The sequence below is a fragment of the Micromonospora sp. NPDC049257 genome (genome assembly GCF_040678915.1).
Lineage (GTDB): Bacteria > Actinomycetota > Actinomycetes > Mycobacteriales > Micromonosporaceae > Micromonospora > Micromonospora antibiotica.
The window spans coordinates 248,346-273,495 of sequence record NZ_JBFAQU010000005.1; the positions used below are offsets into that span (position 1 = coordinate 248,346).

The 25,150-nt window shown below is 71.6% G+C and carries 24 protein-coding genes; 11 read left to right on the plus strand and 13 right to left on the minus strand.

Annotated elements, in window-relative coordinates:
• Positions 1 to 89: 89 nt before the first annotated feature.
• The gene (locus AB0K25_RS11300; protein WP_208567751.1) at positions 90 to 776 is read right to left on the minus strand and encodes an ABC transporter permease; all 687 of its coding nucleotides are present in this window, start codon (positions 774 to 776) and stop codon (positions 90 to 92) included.
• A 2-nt stretch (positions 777 to 778) separates the two neighbouring features.
• Between AB0K25_RS11300 and AB0K25_RS11305 the strand changes: the two genes are divergently transcribed.
• Positions 779 to 1,774: an ATP-binding cassette domain-containing protein gene (locus AB0K25_RS11305; protein WP_357536468.1), complete on the plus strand. Its 996-nt coding sequence runs from the start codon at positions 779 to 781 to the stop codon at positions 1,772 to 1,774.
• Positions 1,775 to 1,841: 67 nt separating this feature from the next.
• On the opposite strand, the gene AB0K25_RS11310 is transcribed toward AB0K25_RS11305, so the two are convergent.
• The 7 genes from AB0K25_RS11310 to folP form a co-directional block, all read right to left on the minus strand.
• Positions 1,842 to 2,342: a hypothetical protein gene (locus tag AB0K25_RS11310; RefSeq protein ID WP_219465081.1), complete on the minus strand. Its 501-nt coding sequence runs from the start codon at positions 2,340 to 2,342 to the stop codon at positions 1,842 to 1,844.
• A gap of 65 nt (positions 2,343 to 2,407) precedes the next feature.
• Entirely contained in the window at positions 2,408 to 2,713 is a 306-nt protein-coding gene (locus AB0K25_RS11315) for a hypothetical protein (RefSeq protein WP_088643875.1), read from the minus strand.
• Positions 2,714 to 2,820: 107 nt separating this feature from the next.
• Positions 2,821 to 4,035 (minus strand): ABC transporter permease, encoded by a 1,215-nt coding sequence (locus AB0K25_RS11320; RefSeq protein ID WP_208567748.1) that lies wholly within the window; start codon positions 4,033 to 4,035, stop codon positions 2,821 to 2,823.
• Positions 4,036 to 4,136: 101 nt separating this feature from the next.
• Complete coding sequence (locus AB0K25_RS11325) at positions 4,137 to 4,610, minus strand: DUF3180 domain-containing protein (RefSeq protein ID WP_219470426.1); 474 nt, start codon at positions 4,608 to 4,610, stop codon at positions 4,137 to 4,139.
• A gap of 67 nt (positions 4,611 to 4,677) precedes the next feature.
• Positions 4,678 to 5,205 carry a 2-amino-4-hydroxy-6-hydroxymethyldihydropteridine diphosphokinase gene (folK, locus tag AB0K25_RS11330; RefSeq protein WP_219465082.1) on the minus strand — a complete coding sequence of 176 codons (528 nt, stop codon included), beginning with the start codon at positions 5,203 to 5,205 and terminating at the stop codon, positions 4,678 to 4,680.
• Positions 5,202 to 5,561: a dihydroneopterin aldolase gene (folB, locus tag AB0K25_RS11335; protein ID WP_208567746.1), complete on the minus strand. Its 360-nt coding sequence runs from the start codon at positions 5,559 to 5,561 to the stop codon at positions 5,202 to 5,204. Before folB ends, folK begins: the two co-directional genes overlap by 4 nt.
• Positions 5,558 to 6,454, minus strand: coding sequence for a dihydropteroate synthase (gene folP / locus AB0K25_RS11340; RefSeq protein ID WP_219465084.1), 897 nt, complete (start codon positions 6,452 to 6,454; stop codon positions 5,558 to 5,560). The genes folB and folP overlap by 4 nt, the downstream gene beginning before the upstream one ends.
• A gap of 356 nt (positions 6,455 to 6,810) precedes the next feature.
• On the opposite strand from folP, the gene AB0K25_RS11345 reads away from it, so the two are divergent.
• The 7 genes from AB0K25_RS11345 to AB0K25_RS11375 are packed head-to-tail and all read left to right on the plus strand — an operon-like array spanning position 6,811 to position 15,659.
• Positions 6,811 to 7,125, plus strand: a complete 315-nt coding sequence (locus tag AB0K25_RS11345) for a hypothetical protein (protein ID WP_091247662.1) — start codon at positions 6,811 to 6,813, stop codon at positions 7,123 to 7,125.
• A gap of 13 nt (positions 7,126 to 7,138) precedes the next feature.
• On the plus strand, positions 7,139 to 7,501 hold the full coding sequence (locus AB0K25_RS11350; protein ID WP_067302246.1) for a hypothetical protein: 363 nt from the start codon (positions 7,139 to 7,141) through the stop codon (positions 7,499 to 7,501).
• A 49-nt stretch (positions 7,502 to 7,550) separates the two neighbouring features.
• A complete protein-coding gene (locus AB0K25_RS11355) occupies positions 7,551 to 11,375 on the plus strand; it encodes an ATP-binding protein (RefSeq protein WP_363819837.1) in 3,825 nt (1,274 codons plus the stop codon).
• Positions 11,376 to 11,377: 2 nt separating this feature from the next.
• Complete coding sequence (locus AB0K25_RS11360; RefSeq protein WP_357536471.1) at positions 11,378 to 13,330, plus strand: MFS transporter; 1,953 nt, start codon at positions 11,378 to 11,380, stop codon at positions 13,328 to 13,330.
• Positions 13,331 to 13,346: 16 nt separating this feature from the next.
• Positions 13,347 to 13,880 (plus strand): hypothetical protein, encoded by a 534-nt coding sequence (locus tag AB0K25_RS11365; RefSeq protein ID WP_357536473.1) that lies wholly within the window; start codon positions 13,347 to 13,349, stop codon positions 13,878 to 13,880.
• The gene (locus AB0K25_RS11370; protein WP_357536475.1) at positions 13,877 to 15,043 is read left to right on the plus strand and encodes a M23 family metallopeptidase; all 1,167 of its coding nucleotides are present in this window, start codon (positions 13,877 to 13,879) and stop codon (positions 15,041 to 15,043) included. The genes AB0K25_RS11365 and AB0K25_RS11370 overlap by 4 nt, the downstream gene beginning before the upstream one ends.
• 13 nt (positions 15,044 to 15,056) lie before the next feature.
• Positions 15,057 to 15,659, plus strand: a complete 603-nt coding sequence (locus AB0K25_RS11375; protein ID WP_357536477.1) for a hypothetical protein — start codon at positions 15,057 to 15,059, stop codon at positions 15,657 to 15,659.
• A 2-nt stretch (positions 15,660 to 15,661) separates the two neighbouring features.
• Here the strand turns inward: AB0K25_RS11375 and AB0K25_RS11380 are convergent, their stop codons facing one another.
• Complete coding sequence (locus tag AB0K25_RS11380) at positions 15,662 to 16,048, minus strand: hypothetical protein (RefSeq protein WP_357536478.1); 387 nt, start codon at positions 16,046 to 16,048, stop codon at positions 15,662 to 15,664.
• 394 nt (positions 16,049 to 16,442) lie between these two features.
• Here AB0K25_RS11380 and AB0K25_RS11385 point away from each other — a divergent pair, with 394 nt between their 5' ends.
• Complete coding sequence (locus AB0K25_RS11385) at positions 16,443 to 19,058, plus strand: FtsK/SpoIIIE domain-containing protein (protein WP_357536480.1); 2,616 nt, start codon at positions 16,443 to 16,445, stop codon at positions 19,056 to 19,058.
• Positions 19,059 to 19,232: 174 nt separating this feature from the next.
• Positions 19,233 to 19,919, plus strand: coding sequence for a hypothetical protein (locus tag AB0K25_RS11390; RefSeq protein ID WP_357536604.1), 687 nt, complete (start codon positions 19,233 to 19,235; stop codon positions 19,917 to 19,919).
• A gap of 122 nt (positions 19,920 to 20,041) precedes the next feature.
• Here the strand turns inward: AB0K25_RS11390 and folE are convergent, their stop codons facing one another.
• From folE to AB0K25_RS11410, 4 genes are all read right to left on the minus strand, one after another.
• A complete protein-coding gene (gene folE / locus AB0K25_RS11395) occupies positions 20,042 to 20,704 on the minus strand; it encodes a GTP cyclohydrolase I FolE (RefSeq protein ID WP_219470430.1) in 663 nt (220 codons plus the stop codon).
• Positions 20,705 to 20,739: 35 nt separating this feature from the next.
• Positions 20,740 to 22,746, minus strand: a complete 2,007-nt coding sequence (gene ftsH, locus AB0K25_RS11400) for an ATP-dependent zinc metalloprotease FtsH (protein WP_219465091.1) — start codon at positions 22,744 to 22,746, stop codon at positions 20,740 to 20,742.
• A 425-nt stretch (positions 22,747 to 23,171) separates the two neighbouring features.
• Positions 23,172 to 23,747: a hypoxanthine phosphoribosyltransferase gene (hpt, locus tag AB0K25_RS11405; RefSeq protein WP_208567737.1), complete on the minus strand. Its 576-nt coding sequence runs from the start codon at positions 23,745 to 23,747 to the stop codon at positions 23,172 to 23,174.
• Between the two features lie 100 nt (positions 23,748 to 23,847).
• On the minus strand, positions 23,848 to 23,985 hold the full coding sequence (locus AB0K25_RS11410; protein ID WP_363819843.1) for a hypothetical protein: 138 nt from the start codon (positions 23,983 to 23,985) through the stop codon (positions 23,848 to 23,850).
• Between the two features lie 150 nt (positions 23,986 to 24,135).
• Between AB0K25_RS11410 and AB0K25_RS11415 the strand changes: the two genes are divergently transcribed.
• On the plus strand, positions 24,136 to 25,101 hold the full coding sequence (locus AB0K25_RS11415) for a helix-turn-helix domain-containing protein (RefSeq protein WP_219465093.1): 966 nt from the start codon (positions 24,136 to 24,138) through the stop codon (positions 25,099 to 25,101).
• Positions 25,102 to 25,150: the final 49 nt, after the last annotated feature.

A 25,150-nucleotide genomic window follows, 5' to 3' on the forward strand; every position in this document is an offset into this window, starting at 1 on the left:
CGGGGCTCCGCTGCGCTGCACTCCTCGCGCTCACCGGACCGACCTTCCGTTCGCGACTGCGGGGCTCCGCTGCGCTGCACTCCTCGCGCTCACCGGGGACGGCTCCGCAGCCAGGGGGTGAGCAGGCGGCCCACGCCGGCCAGGATCAGGTCCAGCACCAGGGCCAGCAGGACGCAGAGCAGCGTGCCGGTCATGATCTGCGCCTTGTAGAAGTTGTTCTGGAAGCCGGCGAAGATCAACTGCCCCAGGCCACCCCGACCGATCACCACCCCGACGGTGACCAACGCGACGGTGGAGACCGTGGCGAGGCGTACCCCGGTGAGGATGCCGGGCAGGGCCAACGGCAGGTCGATGCGGAACAGCCGGGCCCACCGGCCGTACCCCATGCCCTCGGCGGCGTCGCGCACCTCCGGGGGCACCTGGTTCAGCCCGGCCACCGCGTTGCGGACGATCACCAGCAGCGCGTACAGCACCACCACCGTCAACACGGTCACCGCGCCGATGCCCAGATAGGGGGCGATGAACGCGAACAGGGCCAGGGAGGGGATCGTGTACAGCACGCCGGTCAATGCGAGAATCGGCCCAGCGAGACGGCGGTACCAGTAGGCCACCACCGCCAGCGGCAGGGCCACCAGCGCGGCGAGCAGCACGGCCCGGCCGGTCAGGGAGGCGTGCTCGCGCAGCGCGGCGAGAATGGTGTCAGAGTTGTCCCGCACGTACTGCCAGGAGAACCACGGATTACCCGGCTCGGCCCGGTAACTCAGGTGGAAGGACACACGTGGACGTTACCCCCGGGGGCACCGGCGACGCAGGACACACTGCCGCCTCGATCACGCTCGACGGCATCCGCAAGCGGTACCCCGACGGCACCGACGCCGTCCGCGAGCTGAGCCTGGAGGTGCCGGCCGGCGAGCTGGTGGTGCTGATCGGCCCGTCCGGCTGCGGCAAGTCGACGGTGCTGCGGATGATCAACCGGCTGATCGAGCCGACCGGCGGCCGGATCATGCTCGGCGACGAGGACATCACCCGCGTCGACCCGGTGAAACTGCGGCGGCGGATCGGCTACGTCATCCAGAACGTGGGGTTGTTCCCGCACCAGACGGTGACCACCAACGTCGGCACCGTACCCCGGCTGCTCGGCTGGTCGAAGGAGCGGATCCGGCAGCGCAGTGGCGAGCTGCTGGAGCTGGTCGGGTTGGACCCGGCCCAGTTCGGACGCCGCTACCCGCACGAGCTGTCCGGCGGGCAGCGGCAACGGGTCGGGGTGGCCCGCGCGTTGGCCGCCGACCCGGTGGTGCTGCTGATGGACGAGCCGTTCTCCGCCGTCGACCCGATCGTGCGGACCCGGCTGCAGGAGGAGTTCCTCCGGCTCCAGGCCGAGGTCCGCAAGACCATCGTGCTGGTCACCCATGACCTCGACGAGGCAGTCCGGCTGGGCGACCGGATCGCGGTGCTGTCCGAGGGCGGCCGGCTGGAGCAGTACGACACCCCGGCGGCCCTGCTCGGCACGCCCGCCTCGCAGTTCGTCCGGGACTTCGTCGGGGCGGACCGGGGCATCCGCCGGCTGGCGGTCACCCCGGTCACCCGGGAGGTGCTCGACGGGGAGGCCACCGACGCCACCCTGCCGGAGCTGCCGCTGGGCCGCTCGGCGTACGACGCCCTGGCCGCGATGCTCACCGCCGGCACCGACGCGGTCCTGGTCACCGCCGACGGCCGGCTGGCCGGCACGCTCAGCCGCGCCCGGGTCCTCGATCTGGGGCAGCCCGGCAGCTAGCCGGCGTGGAAGTGCCACCCGGACCGGTCCAGCGGGTCGGTGCGGGGGCGGGCCGGCCGCCTGCGGGTCAGGCCCGGCCACCCAGGCTGGCCAGCCCGATGATCCAGCCGGCGAAGAAGCCGTAGCCGGCACCGGTGCCGGTGGCCTCGAACGCGGCCTGCAGCGGTCCGTCCGTGGTGAGTAGCGCCGCCACCAGGGTCGCCGCCGCCCCGGCCAGGGTGTACGCGGCCCAGCCGGAGAAGAACTGGCTGGCCGAACCCGGCACCCGGGCCACCTGGCCGGTCGGCAGCAGGTAAAGCAGCGCGGCGGCGAACACCAGCAGCAGGATGGCCCGCAGGTCGGTGGCGAGCACCCCGTGCGCCGGGTCCGCCGACTCGACCCGCCAGGCCGGCCAGGCGAGCAGCCGCAGATACCAGCCACCGGCGGAGTTCGGGTCGGTGTGCGCCTCGGCCCAGCTCACATACCACGGGCTGCCGCAGACGCCGACGAGGATCAGCGCGGCGAGGGTGCCGGTGCCGGCGGCGGTGCCGTACCCGCGCACGGTACGGGGACGTTGGGTGAGGGCCATGCGGCGGGAAGTGCCCGACCCGCCCCGACCGGCAAACCTCTCCCGCCAGCCGGCGACGCGACCGCTCAGTGCTTCATCAGGTAGTCGATGAACGCGGCCCGCAGCAGCGGCGCGGACTCCTCGTAGCCGTGCCCGGTCAGCTCCCGCCACAGCGCCGCCGCCTCGTCGATGGTCGGCCCGACCGAGTTGGGCGCCCCGTCGAGCGCGGCGGCCTCGTCGGCGTTCGGCAGGTGCCGCAGCACCGACCAGAAGAAGCCGACGTCCCGCCGCTCCCGGGCCCGCGCGAAGGCCCGCTCCCGCAACTCCTCCGTAGAGAGGGCGTCGAGCTGGTCGAAGGTGTGGCCGGTGCCGGCGGAAGGAGTCTCGGTCATGCCCGCGAGCCTAACCGGCGAGATCCTTCCCGGCCCGTCGTCCACGCCCGCCCGTACGGTCGCCACCGGTCCGGGCCCCGCTGGGATGGTCCGCCGCCCGATCGGGGTCACCGTTCGTCGGCGTCCCAGCGCGGCGGGCCGCTCTGCCAACGGGGGGCCTCCCAGGGGTCGGGCGGGGTGTCGGCGTCGGTCGTCCGCTCCGGCAGCGCCGGGGTCCAGTTGCGCGCCTCGCCGGCCGGGGGCATCGACCACCCGGAGCTGATCGCCCCGTCCCGCACCGGCGGCAGCTCCACCGGCTCACCCCGGGCCGTCCGGGGTCGGCCCCACGTCTCGACCATCCGGGTGACCACCAGGCCACCCGCGAGCGCCACCCCACCGACGGCCCACCGGTCGGTCGGAGCGCCGGTCCCGGTCGCCCAGGCCAGATAGGTCACCACCAGGGCGACCGCGAGGAGGGCACCGAAGATCCCGCCCCGCCGGCCGTACGCGCTGGCACCGCCGAGCATGGACACGCCCACCGCGAGCACCGTCCAGTCCAGCCCCGACCCCGGCGTCACCGGGCCGGTCGCGTTGGCGGCGACGAGCACCCCGGCGAGCGTGGCGAGCACGGTGGAGGCGGTCAGCGCGGCGGCGGTCACCAGGGCGGCCGCCATCCCGCGACGCAGGGCCGGATCGGCCACCGGCCGGAACCGGCCGACCAGCCGACGTACCGCCCGGATCGCGCCGAACGCTCCGAGCAGGACGGCCACCGCGGCGAAGCCGGCGAACAGGTAGTAGGCGTTGCGCCGGGGGTCGTAGTCGGCCTGCACCGCCACCGGCAGGGTCCACCGCTCGATCCACACGATCATTCCGGCGGCGGCCGCGAGGCTCGCCGCCCAGCCGGGCACGTGCAGCACCACCACCGCCCAGGCCAGGGCCAGCCCACCCAGGGCGGCGGCGACCAGGGCCGGCACGACCGCCGTGGACACCCCCCGGTCGCCCTGCTCGGCGAAGTGCAGCGCGGCGGCCAGCGCGACCGGGCCGATCGCCAGGTTCACCGCTGCGGTACGCAGGCTCAGCCCGGCGGCGACGACGAGCAGACCCAACGCGACCGCGTCGACGAGCAACCGGCGCAGGCCCGCCCCGCGCAACGCGTCGGGGTTCTCCCGCCAGAGCAGGTAGGCCAACGCGACGAGGGCGAGCAGCAGCACCAGTTCCCAGACCACGTGCACGCCCAGCCGGTCGCGGCCGGGCTCCCCGTGCGTCGGGTCGTCGAAGACGGTGTCCAGTGCGGTCACGGGCACCTCTGCCGACGCCGCCCGGCCCGGTTCGTCGTACACCATGCGGTGCGCCTCCCAGGTGACCGGCCGTCCCCGGTGACGGCTGACTGTTCTCCGGTCGCCAGGCACCGTACCCGCGCGCAGGGCCGGGCGTAACCCCTCGGTCAGCGGCCGGATCGGTCCTGCCGGTCGTCGGCGTCGTCGTCGGACTCGGGGACCCGGCAGGAGCGTTCGAGCCAGAGCGCGGCGGCGACCAGTGCCAGGGAGGCGAGCGCGCCGGCCCCGGCGGCCGGCCGGTCCTCGATCGCCGCGTTGGTCGGCTCGACGAAGAGCCAACCGGTCAGCCCGGCGTAGAAGCCGAGGAAGATCGCCCCGGCCAGCGCGGACGCCTTGGCCAGCACCACGAACCGGGCCACCAGCAGCGGGTTGACCGGTTCCCGGCCGGGCTTGCGCTCGATGCGGCCCCGGGTGTTGACCGCCGCGTACGCCTCGAGCACGGCCAGCGCGGCCAGGGTGACCACCGGCAGCCAGGGCAACCGGGGGATCCCGCTGTAGTAGAAGCTGCTGATCAGCAGCCAGGCCAGGGCCGCGGCGGCGAGCGCGGCGACCACCAGGGTCGAGAACCGGGTGGGGCCCATCCTCGACCCGTCGGGTTCCTGGTCACGGGGCGGTCGGGGCGCTGTCATGCCGGCCGGCTCCACTGGTTCATAAGTCCGACTCTAACGTCAGATCGGGGCGCGGGTTCAGTTCCAGGGCGTCACCGGCGACCGGTTCGGCGTTGAGCAGGTCGGTGAGCCAGCCGTGGCCGGTCAGTCGCCCGTGCGGGTCGATGTCGATCCACGGTCGGAGCACGAAGGCACGCTGGTGGGCGCGGGGGTGCGGCAGGGTCAGCTCCGGGTCGTCGCTGAGCACCGGCTGGCCGCTGTCGTCCCAGACGGCGACGACGTCCACGTCGAGGGTGCGCGGGCCGAACCGGCGGGCCGGGTCGCGGACCCGACCGGCGGCCCGTTCGGCGGCCTGCGCGCGGGCCAACCAGTCGCCCGGGGCCGCCGCCGGGTCGGCGACCATCACCGCCGCGTTGAGGTACGCCGGCTGGTCGGCGTCCCCCCAGGGGGGCGTCTCGTAGACGCCGGAGAGCACCAGCACCGTGTCACCGAGGCGGTGCACCGCGGTCCGCAGGTGGCCAAGCCGGTCGCCCAGGTTGCTGCCGATCGACAGCACCGCCCGGGTCACCGGGTACGCCGCAGGGTGACCGACACGTCGGCGAAGGGGTGCGGGATCGGGGCCTCGGGTTTGTGGACGGTGACGGTGGCGGCGGTGACCAACGGTTCGGCGAGGCAGACCGCGAGCAGCCGGTCGGCGAGCGTCTCGATCAGGTTGACCGGCTCGCCGGTGAGCACCGCGACCAGCCGCTGCGCCAGCTCGCCGTAGTGGACGGTGTCGGTCACCTCGTCGGAGCGGGCGGCCGGGGCGAGGTCGAGTTCGAGGACGGCGTCGACCACGAACTCCTGCCCCTGGGCGCGTTCGAAGTCGTACACGCCGTGTCGGCCCCGGGCCCGCAGGCCGGTCAGGGCGATCCGGTCGGTCATCGTCGTCCTCCCTCTGCCCGGCCGGCGTGGGCCGGGTCCTTCCCGATGGGGGTGGTGGCGAGCCGGGGGTGGCCGGTGGCCGACCAGACGGCGAGCGCGTCGACGGTGCCCAGGACGTCGTGCACGCGGACCCCCCAGGCGCCGGCGGCCACGGCGAGCACGCTGGTGGCGACGGTGGCGGCGGCCCGGCCGTCGGTGTCGCGGGGGGTGCCGTCGGGTGCGGCGAGCAGCCGCCCCAGGTAGGACTTGCGGCTGGCCCCGAAGAGCAGGGGGAGGCCGAGTTCGAGCAGTTCCGGCAGGCGGGCGCTGAGTTCCCAGTTGTGCGCGGCGGTCTTGGCGAAGCCGAGCCCGGGATCGATCACGAGCCGGTCGGCGGCCACCCCGGCGGCCAGCGCGTCGTCGACCCGCTGGGCCAGCTCGGCCCGGACGTCGGCGACCACGTCGGTGTACGCGGCCAGCTCGGCCATTCCGCGCGAGTGTCCCCGCCAGTGCATCAGCACCCAGGGGCAGCCGGCGTCGCGGACCACCCGGGCCATGTCGGGGTCGGCCAGTCCGCCGGAGACGTCGTTGACCACGGCGGCCCCGGCGGCGACGGCCGCCTCGGCCACCGGTGCCCGGGTGGTGTCGATGCTGACCGGCACGCCGGCGGCGGCGAGTTCCCGGATCACCGGCAGCACCCGGGCCGCCTCGGTCCGTGGGTCGACCCGGTCGGCGCCCGGTCGGGTGGACTCGCCACCGACGTCGACCAGGTGCGCACCCTCGTCGCGCAGTCGCACCCCGTGTGCGACGGCGGCGTCCAGATCCGCGTACCGGCCGCCGTCGGAGAAGGAGTCGGGCGTGACGTTGAGGACGCCCATCACCACCGGGGCCTGCGCCCGTACCAGATCGGTCACGACTAGACGGTACCGGTCGCGCCGGGGCGTCCCGGGAACCCCCACCGGCCCTCTCCACGGCCGGACTGACGTGCCGATTAGAACAGGTGTACTATCGGTCTTCCGGGCCGAATCGGGTCGACTCTTCGCGGCTTGTCGCAAAGGGGGGCGGCCCGTACGCTGTGGAATTGCCCAGCATCAAGAGATGGCGAAGCCTGGAGGGAGGGCCAAAGCGGGAAAATCCCCCCAAATCTCGCCACTCTCCGTGGTGGGAGACCCGCACCGCGTCAACGATGCCGTGCACAGTGAGCACATTCCCGCCAGGCTTGCCTACTGCACCACCGCGGCGCCGCCGGCCGCGTTATGGGGAGGTTCCAGTGATCGCCTTCGAGCTGATGGAGACGACGTCGTCCGGCGTCGCGCAGGTGCTGCACACCCTGGCGACGGCGCCACTCGCCGAACCAGCCCCCAAGGGCATCGACACCAACGGTGTCGTCACCTTCTTCGCCAGCAAGATCGCTCCCATCCTGCTCGCGGTGCTCGGGGTCATCTTCATCGGGCGGGCCAGCCGGGGTGAGATCTCCAAGGTGCTCACCAGCTCGGCCATCGCGATCGTCGGGCTGGCCTTCATCGCCGGCGCGGCCACACTCTTCTTCATCGGTGACTATCTGATCGATCTGATCTTCGAATAGGCGCGGGCGAGACATGCGGCTGCGCACCGACGACGACATCTACCGGGCCCGCCTGGTCTACCTCGGGCCGCCCGGCTACACCCTTCCGGTCCACCTGCCCTACGCCCAGTACGGCCTGTTCATGCTGCTCGTACCCCTCTACATGTTCATCCACTGGCTGTTCACGTTGCAGGTCGAGCTGTTTCCCGCCTGGGAGATCGCGCTCGCCATCGTGAGCACCTCGTTCATCTTCCGGTACGTCGACCCGGACCGGCCGGCGCGGATGGTCATCCGCACCGCGCTCACCGACTGGCGACGCACCCGGGAACCGGCCGCCGAGCTGCGGGACCCCCGCCTGGTCGGCAGCCGGATCAGGATCCGGGAGGAACTGGCATGACCGGGTGTACCCGCATCGGGCAGTCGGACCACATGGGTGAGGCGGTCGAATGAGTCGCTCTTCCACGCCGGGTTTCCCGGCCGGACGACACAGCGCCCCACACGGTAACCGTGCGCGCTCGTTCGACTACCCCCAGGAGGAGTTGCGGGACGACGAGCCGTACGACCCGACCCTGCTCACCGGCCCAGGCAAGGTCGGCGTCTTCCAGGCACCCCGCCCAACCCCCGGCGGGGGCACCCCCCCGGTCGAGCCGGTCTCCGCCGCGCCGATGCTGGTGGGTGACGGCACCGACATCGACTCCCCCTTCCTCGATCTCTTCGGCGGCGGTCCACGCCCCGGCACCCCCCCGGCACCCGGTGGGCCGCCCCCCGGCTCCGCCGCGCGGCGCGGCCCCGGCCGGCAGCCCCAGCCCGCCCCGCACCGAATCGCCGCCGCGTCGACGCCACCGGCGGCGATCGAGGCGCAGGCGCCTCCGGCGGCCATCGAGGCGGCCCCGCCGACCGAGCGACCGGCCCGTACCCGGGTTCCACACCAGCAGGGCGACCGGTCGGCGGTCGCCGGTGACCGGCCGACCGAACCACCGCAGCGGGCACCGCGCCGCGTCCCGGCCGAGTTGTTCCCCCGGGACACCGGCGAGCCGCTCACCGCCCGCGAAGCGGCCGAACGGGCCCGCCGGGAAGCCACCGAACGGGCCCGGGAAGCCGCCGACCGCAGTCGCCGGGAAGCCGCCGAGACCGCCCGCCGGGAAGCGGCCGAGCAGGCCCGGCGGGAAGCCGCCGAACAGGCCCGCCGGGCGAGCGCCGAAGCAGCCCGACGGGAGGCGATCGCGCAGACCCAGCGCGAAGCCGCCGAACAGGCCCGACACGAGGCCGCCGAGACGGCGCAGCGGGAAGCCGCCGAGCAGGCCCGCCGGGCGGCGGCCGACGCGGCCCGGATCGAGGCCGCCGAGCGCAGCCGGCGCGAGGCCGCCGAGTCGGCCCGGCGGGACGCCGACGAACAGGTCCGAAGGGCCGCAGCGCTGACGGCTCGGCCCCGCCCCACCCCGGTGGAGTCCCCGCCGACGACCTGGCCCGACCACGTCGAGCCGGTCTGGCCGGAGACCACCGACCCGGCCTGGCCGGAGCCGGCCGAACCGGTCCGCGTCGAGTCCGTGACCGCGCCGGCCGGCGCGCTGACCGCCGAACCGACCCGGCGTGCACTCGTCGAGCCCGACCCCACCGAACCCGGCCCCCGCGAACTGGCCGCGCCGAGGCAACGTGCGGCGAGCCGCCGGACCGAGGCGACCAAGCCCGTCCGGGTACGCCCCCCGAAGATCAAGTTCGGTGACCGGGACCCCTCGATCGACCTGGCGATCACCGAGATCGCCGGACACCTGACCTTCACCCCCAACACGGTCACCGCCTGGTACTGGCTCCCCGAGGTCCGATGGGCGTTCCGCCCGGACGCCGAACGCGAGGCGCTGCTCTCCGCGATCTCCGAGCAGTACGCCGGCCTGGCCGGTTTCCGGCTGCACCTGCGCCGCACCACCCGGCCGTTCCCGGCCGACGAGTGGGCCCGCACCATCGACGCGCACACCGCGTCACCGCTGCCCGACGTCCCCGGCACACCCGGCTGGGCCGACCACCTGGTCGCCGCACAGCAGCACCTGATGTCGGTCAACCACGCCGAGGGACAGACCTACCTGGGGGTCACCTTCGCCCGTCGCTCGCTCGGCGACTCCCTCACCGAACGCCTGCTGCGCGCCTTCGGCAGGGGCACCGCCGACGGGGAGCGTCGCAAGCTGGGCCGCACCGTCGAGCAGTTCGACGAGGTGCTGGGCAGCTTCGGCATGCGGGGTCGGCGGGTCACCGCACAGGAGCTGGAGTGGTTGCTCTACCGCTCGGTGGCGCTGTGCATGGCCCCGCCCGGCACGCTCTCCCCGGTGACCAACGGGCGGTGGGAACGCGGTGACCTGCTCGCCCTCACCGAACAGGTCGAGCGTTACCGCACCCCATACGGCACCACGGTCAAGCTGGTCAACCGGATGACCGGGGAGGAACGGCACGTCGCCGTGCTCGCGGTCGGCCGGATGGAGCCGTTGGAGATCCCCGAACGGCACGAACCGTGGCTGCACTTCCACGAGCGGCTGCCCTGGCCGATGGAGATCTCCACCCGGGTCGACATCCTCGGCTCCGGTGACTCCTTCCGTAACCTCGAACACCGGCTGCGGATGATCCGCTCGCAGCAGCTCGACTACGCCGAACACGGCATCGACGCCCCGCCCGAGCTGGAGCGGCTCGCCAAGCGGGCGCTGGTGATCGGTGACGAGATGACCACCGGCCTGCCGGTCGACTCCGCCCGGGCGCACGGCTGGCACCGGATCGCCGTCGGCGGCCGGACCCGCGAGGAGTGCATGGAACGGGCCCGCCGGCTCATCCAGCTCTACTCACGCGAGCTGCGCATCTCGCTGCAACACCCCAAGAACCAGGACTGGCTGGCCCGGGAGTTCATCCCCGGGGAGCCCATCGCCAACACCGGCTACGTCCGCCGGATGCCGGTGCCGCTGCTGGCCGCCGCGCTCCCCCAGGCGGCGTCCACCGTCGGTGACCGGCGGGGCGACCTGATCGGTCGTACCGCCGGGACCTGCCGCCGGCCGGTCTTCCTCGACCTGCACTTCCCGATGGAGGTACGCGAGCGGTCCGGCCTCGCCGTCTTCGTCGCCGAACCCGGCGGTGGCAAATCGACGCTGCTCGGTGCGCTCGGCTACCTGGCCGCCCGGCGGGGGGTCCAGGTCACCCTGCTCGACCCGTCCGGCCCGTTGGCCCGGCTCTGCGCCATGCCCGAACTCAAGCCGTACGCCCGGGTGCTCAACCTGACCGGCTCGGAACCGGGGACGCTGGCCCCGTACGCGCTCATCCCCACCCCGCTGCGCAGCGAGTTCAACAGCGGCGCGGCGGGTGACCGGGAGTTCGAGATCGCCGTCTCCAACGCCCGGGCCGAGCGACGCATGCTGGTGCAGGACATCTGCATGATGCTGGTGCCACCGCAGGTGGCCAGGGAGGCGTCCACCGCCACCCTGTTCCGGCACGCGGTACGCCAGGTGCCCGCCGAGGAGACCTCCACCCTGGACGACGTGGTCACCTGCCTGCAGGGGCTCGACGACGACGCCGGCCGGGAACTGGCCCACCTGCTGCTCGACACCGCCGAGATGCCGCTGGCCATGCTCTTCTTCGGCCGCCCGCCGGAAGGGCTGCTCGGTGCCGACGCGGCGCTCACCGTGATCACCATGGCCGGTCTCCGACTGCCCGACCTCAAGATCGAACGCGAGTACTGGTCGGCCGAGGAGGCGCTGGCGCTGCCGATGCTGCACACCGCGCACCGCCTCGCCGTACGCCGCTGCTACGGCGGGTCGATGTCCTCCCGCAAGCTCGTCGGCCTGGACGAGGCGCACTTCATGGAGGGCTGGCGCTCCGGCCGGTCCTTCCTGGTCCGCCTCGCCCGCGACTCCCGCAAGTGGAACCTCGCCGCCCTGGTCGCCTCACAGAACCCCAAGGACATCCTCGGCCTCGACGTCCAGAACCTCGTCTCCACCGTCTTCGTCGGCCGGATCGCCGAGGACACCGAGATCGCCTCCGAGGCGCTCCGGCTGCTCCGGGTCCCGGTCGACGACGGCTACGAAGCCACCCTGGCCTCCCTGTCCGCCGTCGACACCACCTCCGCGACCCGGCTCGGCTTCCGCGAGTTCGTCATGCGGGACGTCGACGGCCGGGTGCAGAAGGTCCGGGTTGACGTGTCGTACGTCGAGGGGCTGCTGGACCACCTCGACACCACCCCCGCCGCAGCCGCTCAGGCCGCCGGGATACTACCGACCGTCCTGGCTGATCTGGAGGCGTGACAATGGCGAGGACCCGGGCACGGATCACGGCGCTCCTCCTCGCACTCGGCGTACTCGCCGGTGCCACGATCGCCTGGCCGGTGATCGGGGCCACACCGGCGTACGCCGCGACATCCGTGACGGCACAGGCTGCGGCGGATCTCTGCACCACCAAAGAGTGGCAGGCCGACTTCCGCGCCTGTGTGAAGAAGCTCGATGACATTACGTCCGACAGAGCCGCCTGCCTAGAGCCTCCTACACCCAGCACTCCTGACTCTGGCCTTGCTGGATGGTTCGCGACCGAGCCTGCTGCCGCGACAGCGGGAGGTGTCGCCGGCCGATACAGCCTATATGGATATGCTGGCTACGATTACAACACCTATGATCTCGGGTGCGGAGCCTCCGTCCTTCATGCAGATTACAAATTCACCACCACAGTGGCCAATGGCGAGTTTATGCTCGCCACGGCCGTAGTGGGTGCCTCGAACGCGCTGCGTGAACGCGCCTGGGATCCCAGCTCGATGTGGGGTTGGGCCGACCCTTTGGTAGAGAAGGCAACCAAGGCGGTCTACCAAAAAGTCTTCAGCGTTTTCGGAATCGTTACGCTATGCGTAGTAGGCCTATACCTCCTTTGGCGTTCCCGCCAGTCCGACATGAGCAATGCGATGACTACCGCAGGCTGGGCATTGCTCGTCATGGTCGCTGTGACTGCTCTCGCCGCCTGGCCAGTGAAGTCTGCCAACATAGCCGACGGCACGCTTATCACGTCGCTTGGCGTCGTGCATGACGCCGTCGGACCACAGGCAAAGGATCCAGAGCCTGGTCGCTGCATCGACCCGAATCCCGATCGATGCAAGGATCTCCGCCCTCCAGCCGTCCGCGCAAGTGACACCGCAGCGGAGACCATGCTCTACCGAAACTGGCTGCGTGGCGTCCTCGGCTCCGCCGACAGCGAAACTGCGAAAAAGTATGGACCTGCACTTTACGATGCCCGATCCTTGACTTGGGGTGAAGCCAAGTCGATCCGCAGCAACCCCGCGACCCGCGAGGCGACGGTTCAGGCGAAGAAACAGCAGTGGATGAAAGTCTCCGAGCTGATCAAGGCGGAAGACCCGGAGGCTTACGAATATCTGCAAGGCAAGAGGGACATGGACCGGATCGGCTCCGGGTTCATCGCGGTGCTCGCTTCGCTGCTCTTCGCCATGTTCGACCTCACCGCCTCGTTGTTGGTGTTGCTCGGCTTCATGATCTTCCGTTGGGCGGTCATCGCCGCACCGATCCTGGGCACGATCGGCCTGCTCCGCCCGGCCAGCGCCGGGTTGCGGCGGCTTGCGAACGCCGTGGTCGCCGCCGTCTTCAACATCGCCATCTTCGGCACCGGGGCGGCGATCTACCTGTTCGCCGTCGACCTGATCATGAGCACCCCCACCCTGCCGGGCTGGCTTCAGGTGGTGCTGGTCTGGCTCTGTGGTGTGGTCGGTTGGTTGTTGCTCCGGCCCTACCGGAGGATCACCCAGCTCGGCGGCAAGGACAGTAGTGAGGCGGTCGGCTCGGCCGGGTCGTGGCACCGCCGGTTCTTCCGGGACATGCGCGTCGCCGCCCGCCTCGACGTGGCCGAGCCGGGAGGTACGGCCGAGCCGAAGCTCACCCGGCGGCGCGGGGCCGCGCTGGAACCGGTCACCCTGCGTCCTGAGGCCAGACGCGAGGACCCCAGCCACTCCACGGTCAGCACGCCGGCGCAGCGGGAACGCCCGGATGGACGCGAGCGCGCCGACGAGACCGAGGCGAAGCCACCGTCGCGGGAGACCAGCCGGCCGACGGCCGCACCCCGCCCCCGGCGCCGCACCCCGGCGAGCTGGACCGAGCCGGACGTACCGGAGGAGGCCCCGTCCTTCGTGGTCTACCGACCCGGCTCCGCCACACCCGCACCGACACCGGTGAAGCCCAGCCCCCGTATACGCTCCGAGGCCAGGTGACGCAATGCGGCGAGCAATGGAATTCCTCGTCACCCGGGCTTTCCGTTCCCGGATCGGCATCGCGCTCATGATCGCCGTGTCAGTCCTGGTGGTAATCGGAGCAGCCCGTTTGGTGGCTGGCCCGGGCGAATTCAACACGGGATTGAATAGGCCACGTGAGCCCATTACCACCGTCGACCCGGACGAAGGTGATGACGGCGTCTTAGAAGCGCCATCACCGGAGCCTCCAAGTGTTGCCCCTGGCCAGCTAACACCCGCCCAGACGGCGACCCGATTCGCCGCAGCATGGCTAGACCACACAACCTCTGAGGCCGACCAGTGGCGTAGCAGGCTGAATGCGATTTCCACACCGGCGCTCATGGAAAAGCTCACAGGGGTGGGCCCTGATGATGCCCCCAGAGCTCGTGTCGTCGGCGAGCCGGCGGTGCGCCCGCGGAATGCAGCGTTCGCAGAAGTTGTGATACCACTGGACGCCGGAGCTCTTCGCCTCGAACTGGTCGCGCCGGATGGCCGGTGGCTGGTTGACACTGTGGACTGGGAGCGGAAATGAACTCGAAGCCCAGTTCACCTCGCCGCAGGATCCGAATCGGCGTCGCCTTGGGGCTTTCTGTAGCTCTCTTGTCGCTCCTGTGTTGCGCGGGGGGAACCGCCGCCTTCTTCCTGACCAGCCTCGGTACCGACCGGCAGTCCCCGACCGCCGCAGATTTGAGCTGCGAAGAAGACCACAAGGTCAAGCTATCTGGGACCATCCCTCGTCTGGGGAAATACGGACAGACGCAGATGCGTAATGCCGCAGTCATCATCAAGGTCGGTCAGGAGATGAAGGTTCCGCCCCGGGGCTGGGTGATCGCGGTGGCGACGGCGATGCAGGAATCGGCGTTGCGCAACCTGTCCAACAGCACCGTCGCCGGTTCCAGTGGCATTCCCAACGAGGGGGTCGGGTCTGACCACGACTCCCTCGGCCTGTTCCAGCAGCGGGCCGGCTGGGGCAGCGTCACGCAACGGATGAGCCCCGACTATGCGGCCCGCAAGTTCTACGAAAAGCTGCTGAAGCTCGACGGTTGGGAGCGGATGCCCCTGACCCGGGCCGCGCAGAAGGTGCAGATCAGCGCCTACCCCGACGCGTACGCAAAGCACGAGGACGTCGCCAGTCAGATCGTCAACGCACTGGCAGGTGGGGCCGCCCGGACGGTCCAGATCGCCGACCGGTCGGTGTGTGACCGGGCCTCCGCGCGGACCATCGCCGCTTCCGGATGGACCGCACCGATCGAGGGCGGGGTCGGCTCCGGCTTCCGTACCGCGAGTCGACCGCGACACAACGGCGTAGACATCGGCGCACGCAAGCGCACCGAGATCCATGCCGCTGCCACCGGTCGGGTGCTCGTTGCCCGCTGCGATCCGGACCACGGTGGCAATCTCAGCTGTAATGTCGACGGCTTCCCCGGAAAGGGGGGGTGTGGCTGGTTCGTCGACATCCTGCACGCCGGTGGTTTCGTCAGCCGCTACTGCCACATGATCGAAAAGCCGCGGGTGACCCCCGGGCAGCTCGTCAAGGCCGGTGAGGTGATCGGCCTGGTGGGCAGCAGTGGCAACTCCTCCGGCCCACACCTGCACTTCGAGGTGCACGTCGACAGTGACCGTAGCTTCGCCGGTGGGATCAACCCGGTGCCGTTCATGCGGCAACGTGGTGCACCGCTGAACGGCTCGGCATGAGACCGACGCGACGATGAGCGGACCGCTGCCGGACCCCTTCGCCGGCCAGCCCGACTGGGCGCCGCTACCGCCGAGGCCGATAGAGATCGTTCCCGCCACCAGCCGGGTCGAGCTTCGTGGCCGCCGCGTCCTCGTCGGGCTTCCGGGCCTCGGGTGGCGGGGAGACCTACGCGCCGACGAACGGGTGGTGCAGGGCAGCCGCACCTACGTGCCGATCATTCCCGAACACGAGTGGTACCGGGCAGAGTCCGACCAGGTCGAAGTTTTCGCCCCGCTCGTCCCCGTGGAACGGGTCTGGGTGGAGACCCTCGGGGCCCGCCCATCGACCACTGATGCTGGTCGTGGCCAGGGCATTCGTCTGGTCTCCCTGGACGGACCGACACACCCCGCCCCCACCCCGGTCTTCGAGACGGATGCGGTCAACGGCCGACGGGTGGTGCATGTCGAGGACTCCACGGAACACCGCGATCTTCGCGCGGTGACCGAGTCGTATTCGGGTGCCGACGGCGACATCTGCGTGCGGGTCACTCCGGAACTGGAGTGGTACCGCTGGGCCTGGCGCGGACAACCGCCCACCACCCTTGAGGTTCCGGTCCACCTGCTGTGGATCGAATAAGGTTACTGAACTAACTTCCCTGCACAGACCCGCCAGCCCTCCTTCTGATCGACGACCTCAAAGCTCCACGCGTCGGCCAGACTCTGTTGCAGCCCGTCGATAGTGGCACTCCGCCTGACGACCGCGCGGACCACAGCAGCCGACCTGCCGGTCATGGTCACGCGAACATCCTCGATGTTGACAGAGAAGACAGCGTCCAACTGCCGCTCCCGGCTGACCATCTGGTTTCGAAATTCACTAACCGATGGTATTAGGCCGGTGCAGGTGAAGAGCTTGGCTCTGTTGTCGTCACGGGCGACAAAGGTAGCTTGCAGATAGCTGACCACCACGACGTCCGGGGCGCTGCGGTCGGGGGTGGCGGCCCGCTCGTACAGCACGTAGCCGGTCACTCCGGCCCCCACACAGAGCAACGCCAACACCCCGCCGACGACGGTGAGGACGGTCCGGAGCCGGCGAGGCCGACGCGGCGGCACCGGCAGCGGCGCAGGGGGTGCCGACTGGTCCGGTGGGGTCCGCTGCGCCGGTACGCGGGACACCTGGGAACCGGCGGGGGGCTGCACTGATTCCACCCCCTGAGGCTATCGGCTGGCCGCCTCGTACCCAATGCCCCGGAAGCTGCAGATCGTGACAGGACGACCCCGGCAGGTGAGAGTTCTCCACCATTCGCGACAAGCCCGGCGCATCGCCGTCGTGCATCCCGGGGGAGCGGCCCGGGCTGGGATACGGTCTGCAGTCGGGGGTATCCAACCTCGAAGGAGGGGTGGACACGCCTCGGAAAGAGGGGTGGACGCGGTGGCCGGTCCGAAGGCTCGTACGAACCGCGCCGCAGCCCTGCACCGTCGGGCCGCCGCCACCGTCGCCGCGGCCACCGTCGTCCTCGACGAGATCCGTCCCGCCCCCGCCGACCAGCGTCGCCAGTACGAACTGGCGGACCGGCTGCGCAGCGCCGCCGCCCTGCTCGCACCGGGGTGGGCCGGCGTCCCGCTGGAGACCCTGTCGGCGGACGCCCCGTGTGGTGAGGAAAATCCGCCCTTCGTGCGGATCGGGGTGGCGGCACCGTTGGAGGATGCCCGTTTCCCGGCCCTGGTGCCGTTGTTCGGGTCGGGGCACCTGACGCTCGACGCGGACGCCCGGGACCTGCGGGTGCGCGGCCTGCTGCGGGCCGTACTGCTGCGGGTGCTGGCGGCCATCCCCGCAGGTTGCCTGCTGGTGCGCGGCGTCGACGGCACCACCAGCCGACCCGGCGCGGGCGTCGCCCCGGGCGGTAGCCGGGGCGACGGTGTCGGGTTGGGGGGCGACGGCGTCTTCGCCCCGTTCGCGGCGCTGGTCGACGCGGGTCTGCTGCCGCCTCCGGCGGCGGACGTGGCCGGGCTTCGGTCGGTGCTGACCGAGGCAGAGCAGTGGGTGTCTCCGGGTGCCGGTCGTCCCCGTCGGCACGACCGGACCCTGTTGCTGGTGATCGCCGGGTTGCCCGAGTCGACCGGGTCGAGCGACCTGGACCGGATCGTGGCGCTGGCCGAGCGCGGCCGGGGTGCCGGTCTGCACCTGGTGGTGGCCGGTTGGCCGGTACTGGGTCGGCCGCCGTTGCCACAGGCCACGCCGGTGCGGCTACGCACCTCGTACGCGCTGGTGGGTGATCCGCCAGGCAGCCCGTTCAGCGGACCGGGCACCGAGTCACCGGGTGGGCTGAACTGTCCCGTCCTCGTCGACGAGGATCCCGGTCCGGAGCTGATCGGGGCGGTGTGTCGTCGGCTGGCCGACCAGGTGGAGGCGGGTTCCCGGTTGGGTCTGGCCGAGTTGTTGCCGCCCGGGGATGCCGAGTTGTGGACGACGACGTCGGTCGACGGCCTGTCCACCACTGTCGGGGATGCCGGGGGCCGGCCGGTCACCGTGGGCTTCACCGAGTTGACCCCGCACTGGTTGGTCAGTGGCCGGTCGGACGCGGGTCGGTCGGCGTTCCTGACCACCGCCCTGCTCGGCCTGACCGCCCGGTACGGCCCGGACGAACTGGCGCTGTACCTGGTGGACCTGGGCGACGGCGAGTCGTTCGTGGAGTTCCTCCAGACCGAACGGGACCGGTCGTGGTTGCCGCAGGTCCGCGCGGCGGGTATGGCCGCCGACCCGGAGTACGTCCGGGACCTGTTCGACCAGTTGGCGGCGGAGATCCACCGACGGGAGGAGGCGGCGGCGCGGGCCGGTGGTCAACGGTTCGCGGAGCTGCGTGACCATCAGGTGCTGCCCCGCATCGTCTGTGTCCTCGACAATTTTCCGCTGCTGTTGTCGGATCGGGATCCGGTGGCTGCCGAGGTGCTGGCCCGGTTGGACGGGCTGGCCCGCTCGGGGCGGGGGTACGGCGTCCACCTTGTCTTGGCCGGGGCTGGTGACCTGGGTGTCGGTGCGGGGTCGGCCCCCCGGGACTCGGTGCTGGGGCAGTTCCCGGTGCGGGTGGCGCTCGCCGGGGGCAGCGCGGTGCTGATGCCGACCAACGATGCCGCCGCCGGTCTGGCGGTGGGTAGCGCGGTGGTGAACACGGCCGGTGGGCTGGGTGGTCCACGCGGCGCGACCCGGGGGCACGAGCGGTTGGTCCGGTTCCCCGATCCGCACGACGCCCCGGAGGTGGTCGAAGGGCTGCGGCGTCGCCTGTTCGCAGCGCGGCCGGAGGGTGCCGTACCGCCGGTGGTGTTCGCCGGGTGGGCCCGGCCGTTACTCGGTAACGACCCACGGATGCGGGCCGCCGTCGCCGGGCGGTCCGGTGCCCCGGCGGCGCTGCTGGGTCGGGCGGTCGACGTGGCACGGACGACCGTGGCGGTGCCGCTGGGTCCGGTGGCCGGGCGCAACCTGGCGGTCCTCGGGCCGGGCCTGGCGGCGGCGGCGCTGCTGGCGACGGCCGCCCGGAGCGTCGCCGCGCACCACCCGCCGGGCGGCGCGGAGTTCGTGGTCGCCGCGCTGACCGAGGGGTCCGCCCCGCTGGCCGCCGCGCTCGCCGCCGAGTTGGGTGGGTGTCACCGCGTGTCGACGGTGGACGGGCCGGGCCTGCTGACCGCCTCCACCGGCACCGGCCCGACCTATTTCGTGGTGTTCGGGGTGGACGTACCCAATGCGGAGGAGCTGCCGCCGGAGCGGCTGCGCACGCTGCTGCGGGAGGGCCCACCGGCGGGTCGGCACCTGTTGGGCTGGTGGCGGACGGTTCCGCCGTTCGCGGGGTTGGTGGAGCCGGACGACGAGGTGGGCAAGCTGGCCGCGGTCGCCACCGTCGACGTGCCGGGTGCGCAGCTCGCTTCGCTCTTCGGCCATCCGGTGCAGTGGCGTCCCCGACCGGCCCGGGTGGTTCTCTGGGACAGTGCCGACGACCGGGGCACCGTCCTGGTGCCGTTCGCCGACGAGGAGGAAACCTCGTGACCGGCCGCGTGGGGAACGGGTACGGCCTGACCGGGCGCGGCCTGACCGCGAGGGACCGACCGCCACGGGGGCCGCAGCTGGGCGACCGCGAGGGGGACCTGAGGTGACCGACCGCGAGGGGGACCTGGCCGTGACCTGTCGTGCGGAGCGTCGGGCGTGAGCATCGATGACGCGGTGACGGTGGCACCGGTCCGGCAGCGGCCCGCCGGTGAGCCGGCCCCGTCGATGACCGCAGCGTGGACCGAGTATCTGGCCGCCGCCCGCCAGCTCGACGGGGTACGCCGGGGTGCGGCGACGGCTGCCGCGGCGCAGTCCCGCGCCGTGGAGGCGGCCCGTGCGGAGTTGGCCGAGGTACGCGCCCGGTTGGTGCCGCAGCAGGCGAGGCTGCGCGAGTTGGGTGTACCGGCGATCTCGTTGGCCCCGACGCCGCCGGAGCTGACCGAGGCCACCAGGGTGATGCTGGGCGGTCCGGCGGCGGTGCTGGCCGGACTGCGTACGGCCCAGGGCTGGGTGGAGGGCGCGGACGCGGCGTTGGCCGCGCGCGGTGCGCCGCGTCCGGCGGCCTGGCCACCCCGGTGGCGCAACCTGCTGGTGTACGGTCCGCTGGCGCTGATCGTGCCGGTGGTGCAGTTGGTGCTGTTCCTGACGGTCGACTCCGGCCCGGTGAGCGTGGCGGCGCTGGTGGTGGGCCTGCCGATGCCGGCGGCGGCGTTCGCGGCCGGCTGGGTCGGGATCAGCCGGCTGTTCCCTCCAGGACCGGACGGGAGGTGGGAGCGTACCCCCCGGCTGGGGCTGCTGACCTGCCTGGTGCCGGCGGTGGTGACCACCGCCGGGATCATGCTGGCCCTGCTGGCCGGCTGACCGCCGGCCCCGGCCCGCACCGCTGACCCCGGCCCGCACGCCAGCTCAGGGCTCAGGGCTCAGGGCTCAGGGCTCAGGGCTCAGGGCTCAGGGCTCAGGGCTCAGGGCTCAGGGCTCAGGGCTCAGCGGGGGATGATCAGTGACATCGCCTCGGCGCGGGACTTCGCGTCGTGCTGGAGCACGCCGCGCACGGCCGAGGTGATGGTCTTGGCGCCGCTCTTCTGGATGCCGCGCATGGCCATGCACATGTGCTCGCATTCGAGTATCACGATGACGCCGCGCGGTTGCAGTCGGCTCATCAGCAGGTCGGCGATCTGCGAGGTGAGCCGCTCCTGCACCTGCGGACGCCGGGCGAAGACCTCGACCAGTCGGGCCAGCTTGGACAGGCCGGTGATGCGACCGTCGGGGCCGGGGATGTAGCCGATGTGCGCGCTGCCCCGGAACGGCAGCAGGTGGTGCTCACAGAGGCTCATCATGTCGATGTCCCGGACGAGCACCAACTCCTCGTGGTTGGCCTCGAAGGTGGTGCTGAGCACCTGGGCCGGGTCGACCCGGAGGCCGGCGAAGAGTTCGGCGTACGCCCTGGCGACCCGGGCGGGGGTCTGCTGGAGGCCGTCGCGGTCGGGGTCCTCCCCGACCGCGATGAGGATCTCGCGGACCGCCTTCTCGATCCGGCCGAGGTCCATGGTGTCCTCGATCGGACGACCGTTGAGCTTGCCGCTGATCAGGCGGGCGGCGACGTAGTCGAGTGTCTCGTCTCCGGGCTCGGTGGACGAGGCGGCCAGCCCCGCGTTGTCGGGGCTGGCCGCGGCGTCGGTGTTCAGTGCAGACCGTCCGAGTTGTTCGAGGAGCCGCCGACGGAGATGCCGTCCGCGGTGGCTTGCGCCTTGAGCTTCTCCTTCTCGGCCGGGGTAAGCACCGGCGGCTCAGTGGAGGGCAGGCGCTTGCCGAAGCCGTTGTACGGGGCCATCGGCGGGCGCTTGACCACCCGCGAGCAGATCCGGGCCATGTCGGCGGTGGAGAGGGTTTCCTTCTCCATCAGCTCCAGGACCATCCTGTCCAGGACGTCCCGGTATTCCACCAGGATCTCCCAGGCCTCGTCGTGGGCCAGTTCGATCAGGGCCCGCATCTCGCCGTCGATCTCGGCGGCGACCGAGTCGGAGTAGTCCCGCTCGTGGCCCATGTTGCGGCCGAGGAACGGCTCGTCCCCGCTGGTGCCGTACTTGATCGCGCCGAGCTTCGAGCTCATGCCGTACTGCGTGATCATCGCGCGGGCCAACTGGGTGGCCTTCTCGATGTCGTTGCCGGCGCCGGTGGTGGGCTCGTGGAAGACGAGTTCCTCGGCGGCCCGACCGCCCAGCGCGTACGCCAGGGTGTCGATCATCTCGGCCCGGGTCTGGGTGTACTTGTCCTCGGTCGGCAGGACCAGGGTGTGCCCCAGCGAACGCCCCCGGGACAGGATGGTCACCTTGTGCACCGGCGCGGCGTGCGGCAGCGCCCAGGCGACCAGCGCGTGCCCACCCTCGTGGTACGCGGTGATCTTCTTTTCCTGGTCGCTCATCACCCGGGTCCGGCGCTGCGGCCCGGCGATCACCCGGTCGATCGACTCCTCCAGCGAGTCGTTGCTGATCGCCCGCTGTTCCTTGCGGGCGGTGAGCAGCGCGGACTCGTTGATCACGTTGGCCAGGTCGGCCCCGGAGAAGCCGGGGGTACGCCGGGCGACCGCGTCGAGGTCGACGTCGGGGGTGAACGGCTTGCCCTTGGCGTGCACCCGCAGGATCGCCTTGCGGCCCTCCATGTCGGGGGCGTCGACGGGGATCTGCCGGTCGAACCGGCCCGGACGCAGCAGCGCCGGGTCGAGGATGTCCGGCCGGTTGGTGGCGGCGATCAGGATGACCCCGCCCTTGGTGTCGAAGCCGTCCATCTCGACGAGCAGCTGGTTGAGGGTCTGCTCCCGCTCGTCGTGGCCGCCGCCCATGCCGGCGCCACGGTGCCGGCCCACGGCGTCGATCTCGTCGACGAAGACGATCGCCGGGGCGTTCGCCTTGGCCTGCTCGAAGAGGTCGCGGACCCGGCTGGCGCCGACACCGACGAACATCTCCACGAAGTCCGAGCCGGAGATCGAGTAGAACGGCACCCCGGCCTCGCCGGCGACGGCGCGGGCCAGCAGCGTCTTACCGGTACCGGGCGGGCCGAAGAGCAGTACGCCCTTCGGGATCTTGGCGCCCAGGGCCTGGTATTTCGCGGGGTTCTGGAGGAAGTCCTTGATCTCGTGGAGTTCCTCCACCGCCTCCTCGGCCCCGGCCACGTCCGCGAAGGTCGTCTTCGGGGTGTCCTTGGTGATCATCTTCGCCTTGGACTTGCCGAAGTTGAGCACCCGGGAGCCGCCACCCTGCATCTGCGACATGAAGAACAGCAGCAGGAGCACGAGCAGCGCGATGGGCAGCAGGTTGACCAGCAGGCTCACCCAGATGCTGTCGGACGACACCTTGGCGTCGGCCGGGCCGGTGACCCGGTTGGCCGCCTTGGCCTCGAGGACCTCGTTCCAGACCTGCTCGCCGGCCTGGTACGGGAACTGGGCCTCGATCCGGTCGGTCGTGGTGTCGCCGAACTTGGTCTTCTCGGCCAGGTTGAGCTGGAGCGTCTGCTCCTTGTCCTGGAAGACGACCTTGTTGATCTTGGCGGTGTGCAGTTGGTCGAGCGCAACGGAAGTGTCCACCCGGTGGTAGCTGGGACCAGCGGTGAACAGCTGACTGAGCACAACGGCGCCGAGGATGACCAGGATGATCCAGACCACCGGTCGGCGGAAGAAACGCGTACGTTCCATGCTGTTGTCGAGCGCCGAGGCGCCCGCATCCTCCTGATCGACGTCCTGACCGTCTGAATGGTGTCGCCGCCGGAGGCGGCGTCGAGCCGCCGTGCGGGCCGGCCTCGACCCCGGGGCGCGCGAACTGCCGCACCGCGGTCATTCGACGGTACACCGTGCGCGCCAGGTGCGAGCTTGCGAGCCCCGCAGTCGGGCACATTCGTGACCCCGAGTTGCGAGCCTGCGAGCCCGGCGCCCGCGTGGACGGCGAACCGGGGTCTCAGCCGACGTGGCGGGGAACTGCGCACCGGCTCCGTCGACCGCCCGGTCACGCGGGTCGGGGTGCCGGGCGCGGAGCTGCCCCCACGCCACCCGTCCCTACCGTAGTCGGATTGGCTGGGAGCCCGCTGAACGTCCGCTCGATGACGACCGATACGAGCGGACGTTCAGGCCCGGGCGTAGACCTCGGGCTTGAGCACACCGACGTACGGCAGCTCGCGGTAGCGCTCGCCGAAGTCCAGGCCGTAGCCGACCACGAACTCGGTGGGGATGTCGAAGCCGACGTACTTCACCGGGACCGTGACCTTCACCGCCTCCGGTTTGCGGAACAGGGCCACCACCTCGACGCTGGCCGCCGACCGGGACTCCAGGTAGCGCAGCAGCCAGGACAGGGTCAGGCCGGAGTCGACGATGTCCTCGACCACCACCACGTGCCGACCGGCGATGTCCCGGTCCAGGTCCTTGAGGATGCGTACCACGCCGGAGGAGGTGGTGCCCTGGCCGTACGAGGAGATGGCCATGAAGTCCAGCTCCACGGGTGGACCCTGGCGGCCCAACGCCCTGGCGAAGTCGGCCATGAACATGACCGCGCCCTTGAGTACGCAGACGAGCAGGAGCCCGTCGGTGACCCCGGCATAGTCCGCCGAGACCTGCTTGGCCAGCTCCGCCGTTTTCTCGCGGATCTGTGCCTCGGAGATGATCACGTGATCGATGTCGGCGTCGTACCAGGAGCCGTCAGCCATGCTCCTAGCCTGCCGTACGCCGGCCGACCCGCGTCGGCGGGGCCGCACCTTTCGGCGCGACCCCGCCACGGTTTTTTCCGGCACACCGGGAGCAACCACCTCAGCAGGCGTGGGACCGCCAGCGGCGACCGTCCTCGGTGGGCTTCCAGTCGGCGGAGTCACGGGTGTCGGCGGTCAGGCCGACCGCCGAGGCGACGGCCAGCGCGACGATGAAGAGCAGGAACAACAGCAACTGCATGGCGGCGCTCACTTTCCGGGGATCTGAGTGGTTTTCGCCGCCGGCGCGCACCGGACTGCTACCAGTTTCCGCCCCCACCCCAGCGCCGGACAGTGGCAGTAATGCCATGCCCCCTCGATTTTCTGCCACTCCTGCGGTTACCCTCGTCACATGATCCGATCGGTGGCCGTCATCGCACTGGACCAGGTGGCCGTCTTCGAGCTGGGCGTGCTCACCGAGGTCTTCGGCACCGACCGCACCGACGACGGTTTCCCCGGCTACCGGTTCACGGTCTGCACCGCCGACGGCGACCCGGTGCGCACCGCCTCCGGCTTCGGCCTCACCCCGCACGCCGACCTCGCCCCGGTCGACGACGCCGACCTGGTCGCGGTGCCCGCGTACACCCACGGCGACGGTGAGCTGCCCGAGACGGTGCTGGCCGCGCTGCGCCGCGCCGCCGACCGGGGGGCGTACGTGTTCAGCGTCTGTTCCGCGGCGTTCGTGCTCGGTGCGGCCGGCCTGCTCGACGGCCGGGAGTGCACCACCCACTGGAAGTACGTCGACGAGCTGCAACGCCGCCACCCCTCGGCCCGGGTCCGGTGCAACAGCCTCTACGTGGCCGACGGGCCGGTGCTGACCAGCGCCGGCACCGCCGCCGGCATCGACGCCTGCCTGCACCTGGTACGCCAGGAACACGGTTCGGGCACCGCCACCCGGCTCGCCCGGCGGATGGTGGTCCCGCCGCACCGCGACGGCGGCCAGTCCCAGTACGTCGAGGCGCCGATCCCGGCCACCCCCGACGCCCCCACCCTCGAACCGGTGCTGAGCTGGCTGGTGGGGCACCTGGACCGGCCGACCACCGTGGACGAGCTGGCCGCCCGCGCCGGCATGTCACCGCGGACCTTCGCCCGCCGGTTCCGGGCCGAGACCGGCACCACCCCGCACGACTGGCTCACCAACCAGCGGGTGCTGCTGGCCCGCCGGCTGCTGGAGGAGACCCGGCTCAGCGTGGAGAGCGTCGCCGGCCGCTCGGGTTTCCCCGACGCCGCCGCCCTGCGCCACCACTTCGCCCGCCGGCTCGGCACCACCCCGCAGGGCTACCGCACCACCTTCCGCGACCGGGTCCCCACCGCCTGAGCCCACCACCGATCCGGCACGGACCACATCACCGACCGGACGCGCCGAC

Bases quoted from the DNA above. Each gene is read 5' to 3' on its own strand.
- AB0K25_RS11410 (WP_363819843.1), bottom strand. From the start codon at position 23,985: ATGCAGTTGCTGTTGTTCCTGCTCTTCATCGTCGCGCTGGCCGTCGCC.
- ftsH (WP_219465091.1), bottom strand. From the start codon at position 22,746: ATGGAACGTACGCGTTTCTTCCGCCGACCGGTGGTCTGGATCATCCTG.
- AB0K25_RS11360 (WP_357536471.1), top strand. From the start codon at position 11,378: ATGGCGAGGACCCGGGCACGGATCACGGCGCTCCTCCTCGCACTCGGC.
- AB0K25_RS11315 (WP_088643875.1), bottom strand. From the start codon at position 2,713: ATGACCGAGACTCCTTCCGCCGGCACCGGCCACACCTTCGACCAGCTC.
- AB0K25_RS11350 (WP_067302246.1), top strand. From the start codon at position 7,139: ATGCGGCTGCGCACCGACGACGACATCTACCGGGCCCGCCTGGTCTAC.
- AB0K25_RS11375 (WP_357536477.1), top strand. From the start codon at position 15,057: ATGAGCGGACCGCTGCCGGACCCCTTCGCCGGCCAGCCCGACTGGGCG.
- AB0K25_RS11325 (WP_219470426.1), bottom strand. From the start codon at position 4,610: ATGGGCCCCACCCGGTTCTCGACCCTGGTGGTCGCCGCGCTCGCCGCC.
- AB0K25_RS11365 (WP_357536473.1), top strand. From the start codon at position 13,347: ATGGAATTCCTCGTCACCCGGGCTTTCCGTTCCCGGATCGGCATCGCG.
- AB0K25_RS11415 (WP_219465093.1), top strand. From the start codon at position 24,136: ATGATCCGATCGGTGGCCGTCATCGCACTGGACCAGGTGGCCGTCTTC.
- folB (WP_208567746.1), bottom strand. From the start codon at position 5,561: ATGACCGACCGGATCGCCCTGACCGGCCTGCGGGCCCGGGGCCGACAC.
- hpt (WP_208567737.1), bottom strand. From the start codon at position 23,747: ATGGCTGACGGCTCCTGGTACGACGCCGACATCGATCACGTGATCATC.
- AB0K25_RS11370 (WP_357536475.1), top strand. From the start codon at position 13,877: ATGAACTCGAAGCCCAGTTCACCTCGCCGCAGGATCCGAATCGGCGTC.
- AB0K25_RS11320 (WP_208567748.1), bottom strand. From the start codon at position 4,035: ATGGTGTACGACGAACCGGGCCGGGCGGCGTCGGCAGAGGTGCCCGTG.
- AB0K25_RS11355 (WP_363819837.1), top strand. From the start codon at position 7,551: ATGAGTCGCTCTTCCACGCCGGGTTTCCCGGCCGGACGACACAGCGCC.
- AB0K25_RS11310 (WP_219465081.1), bottom strand. From the start codon at position 2,342: ATGGCCCTCACCCAACGTCCCCGTACCGTGCGCGGGTACGGCACCGCC.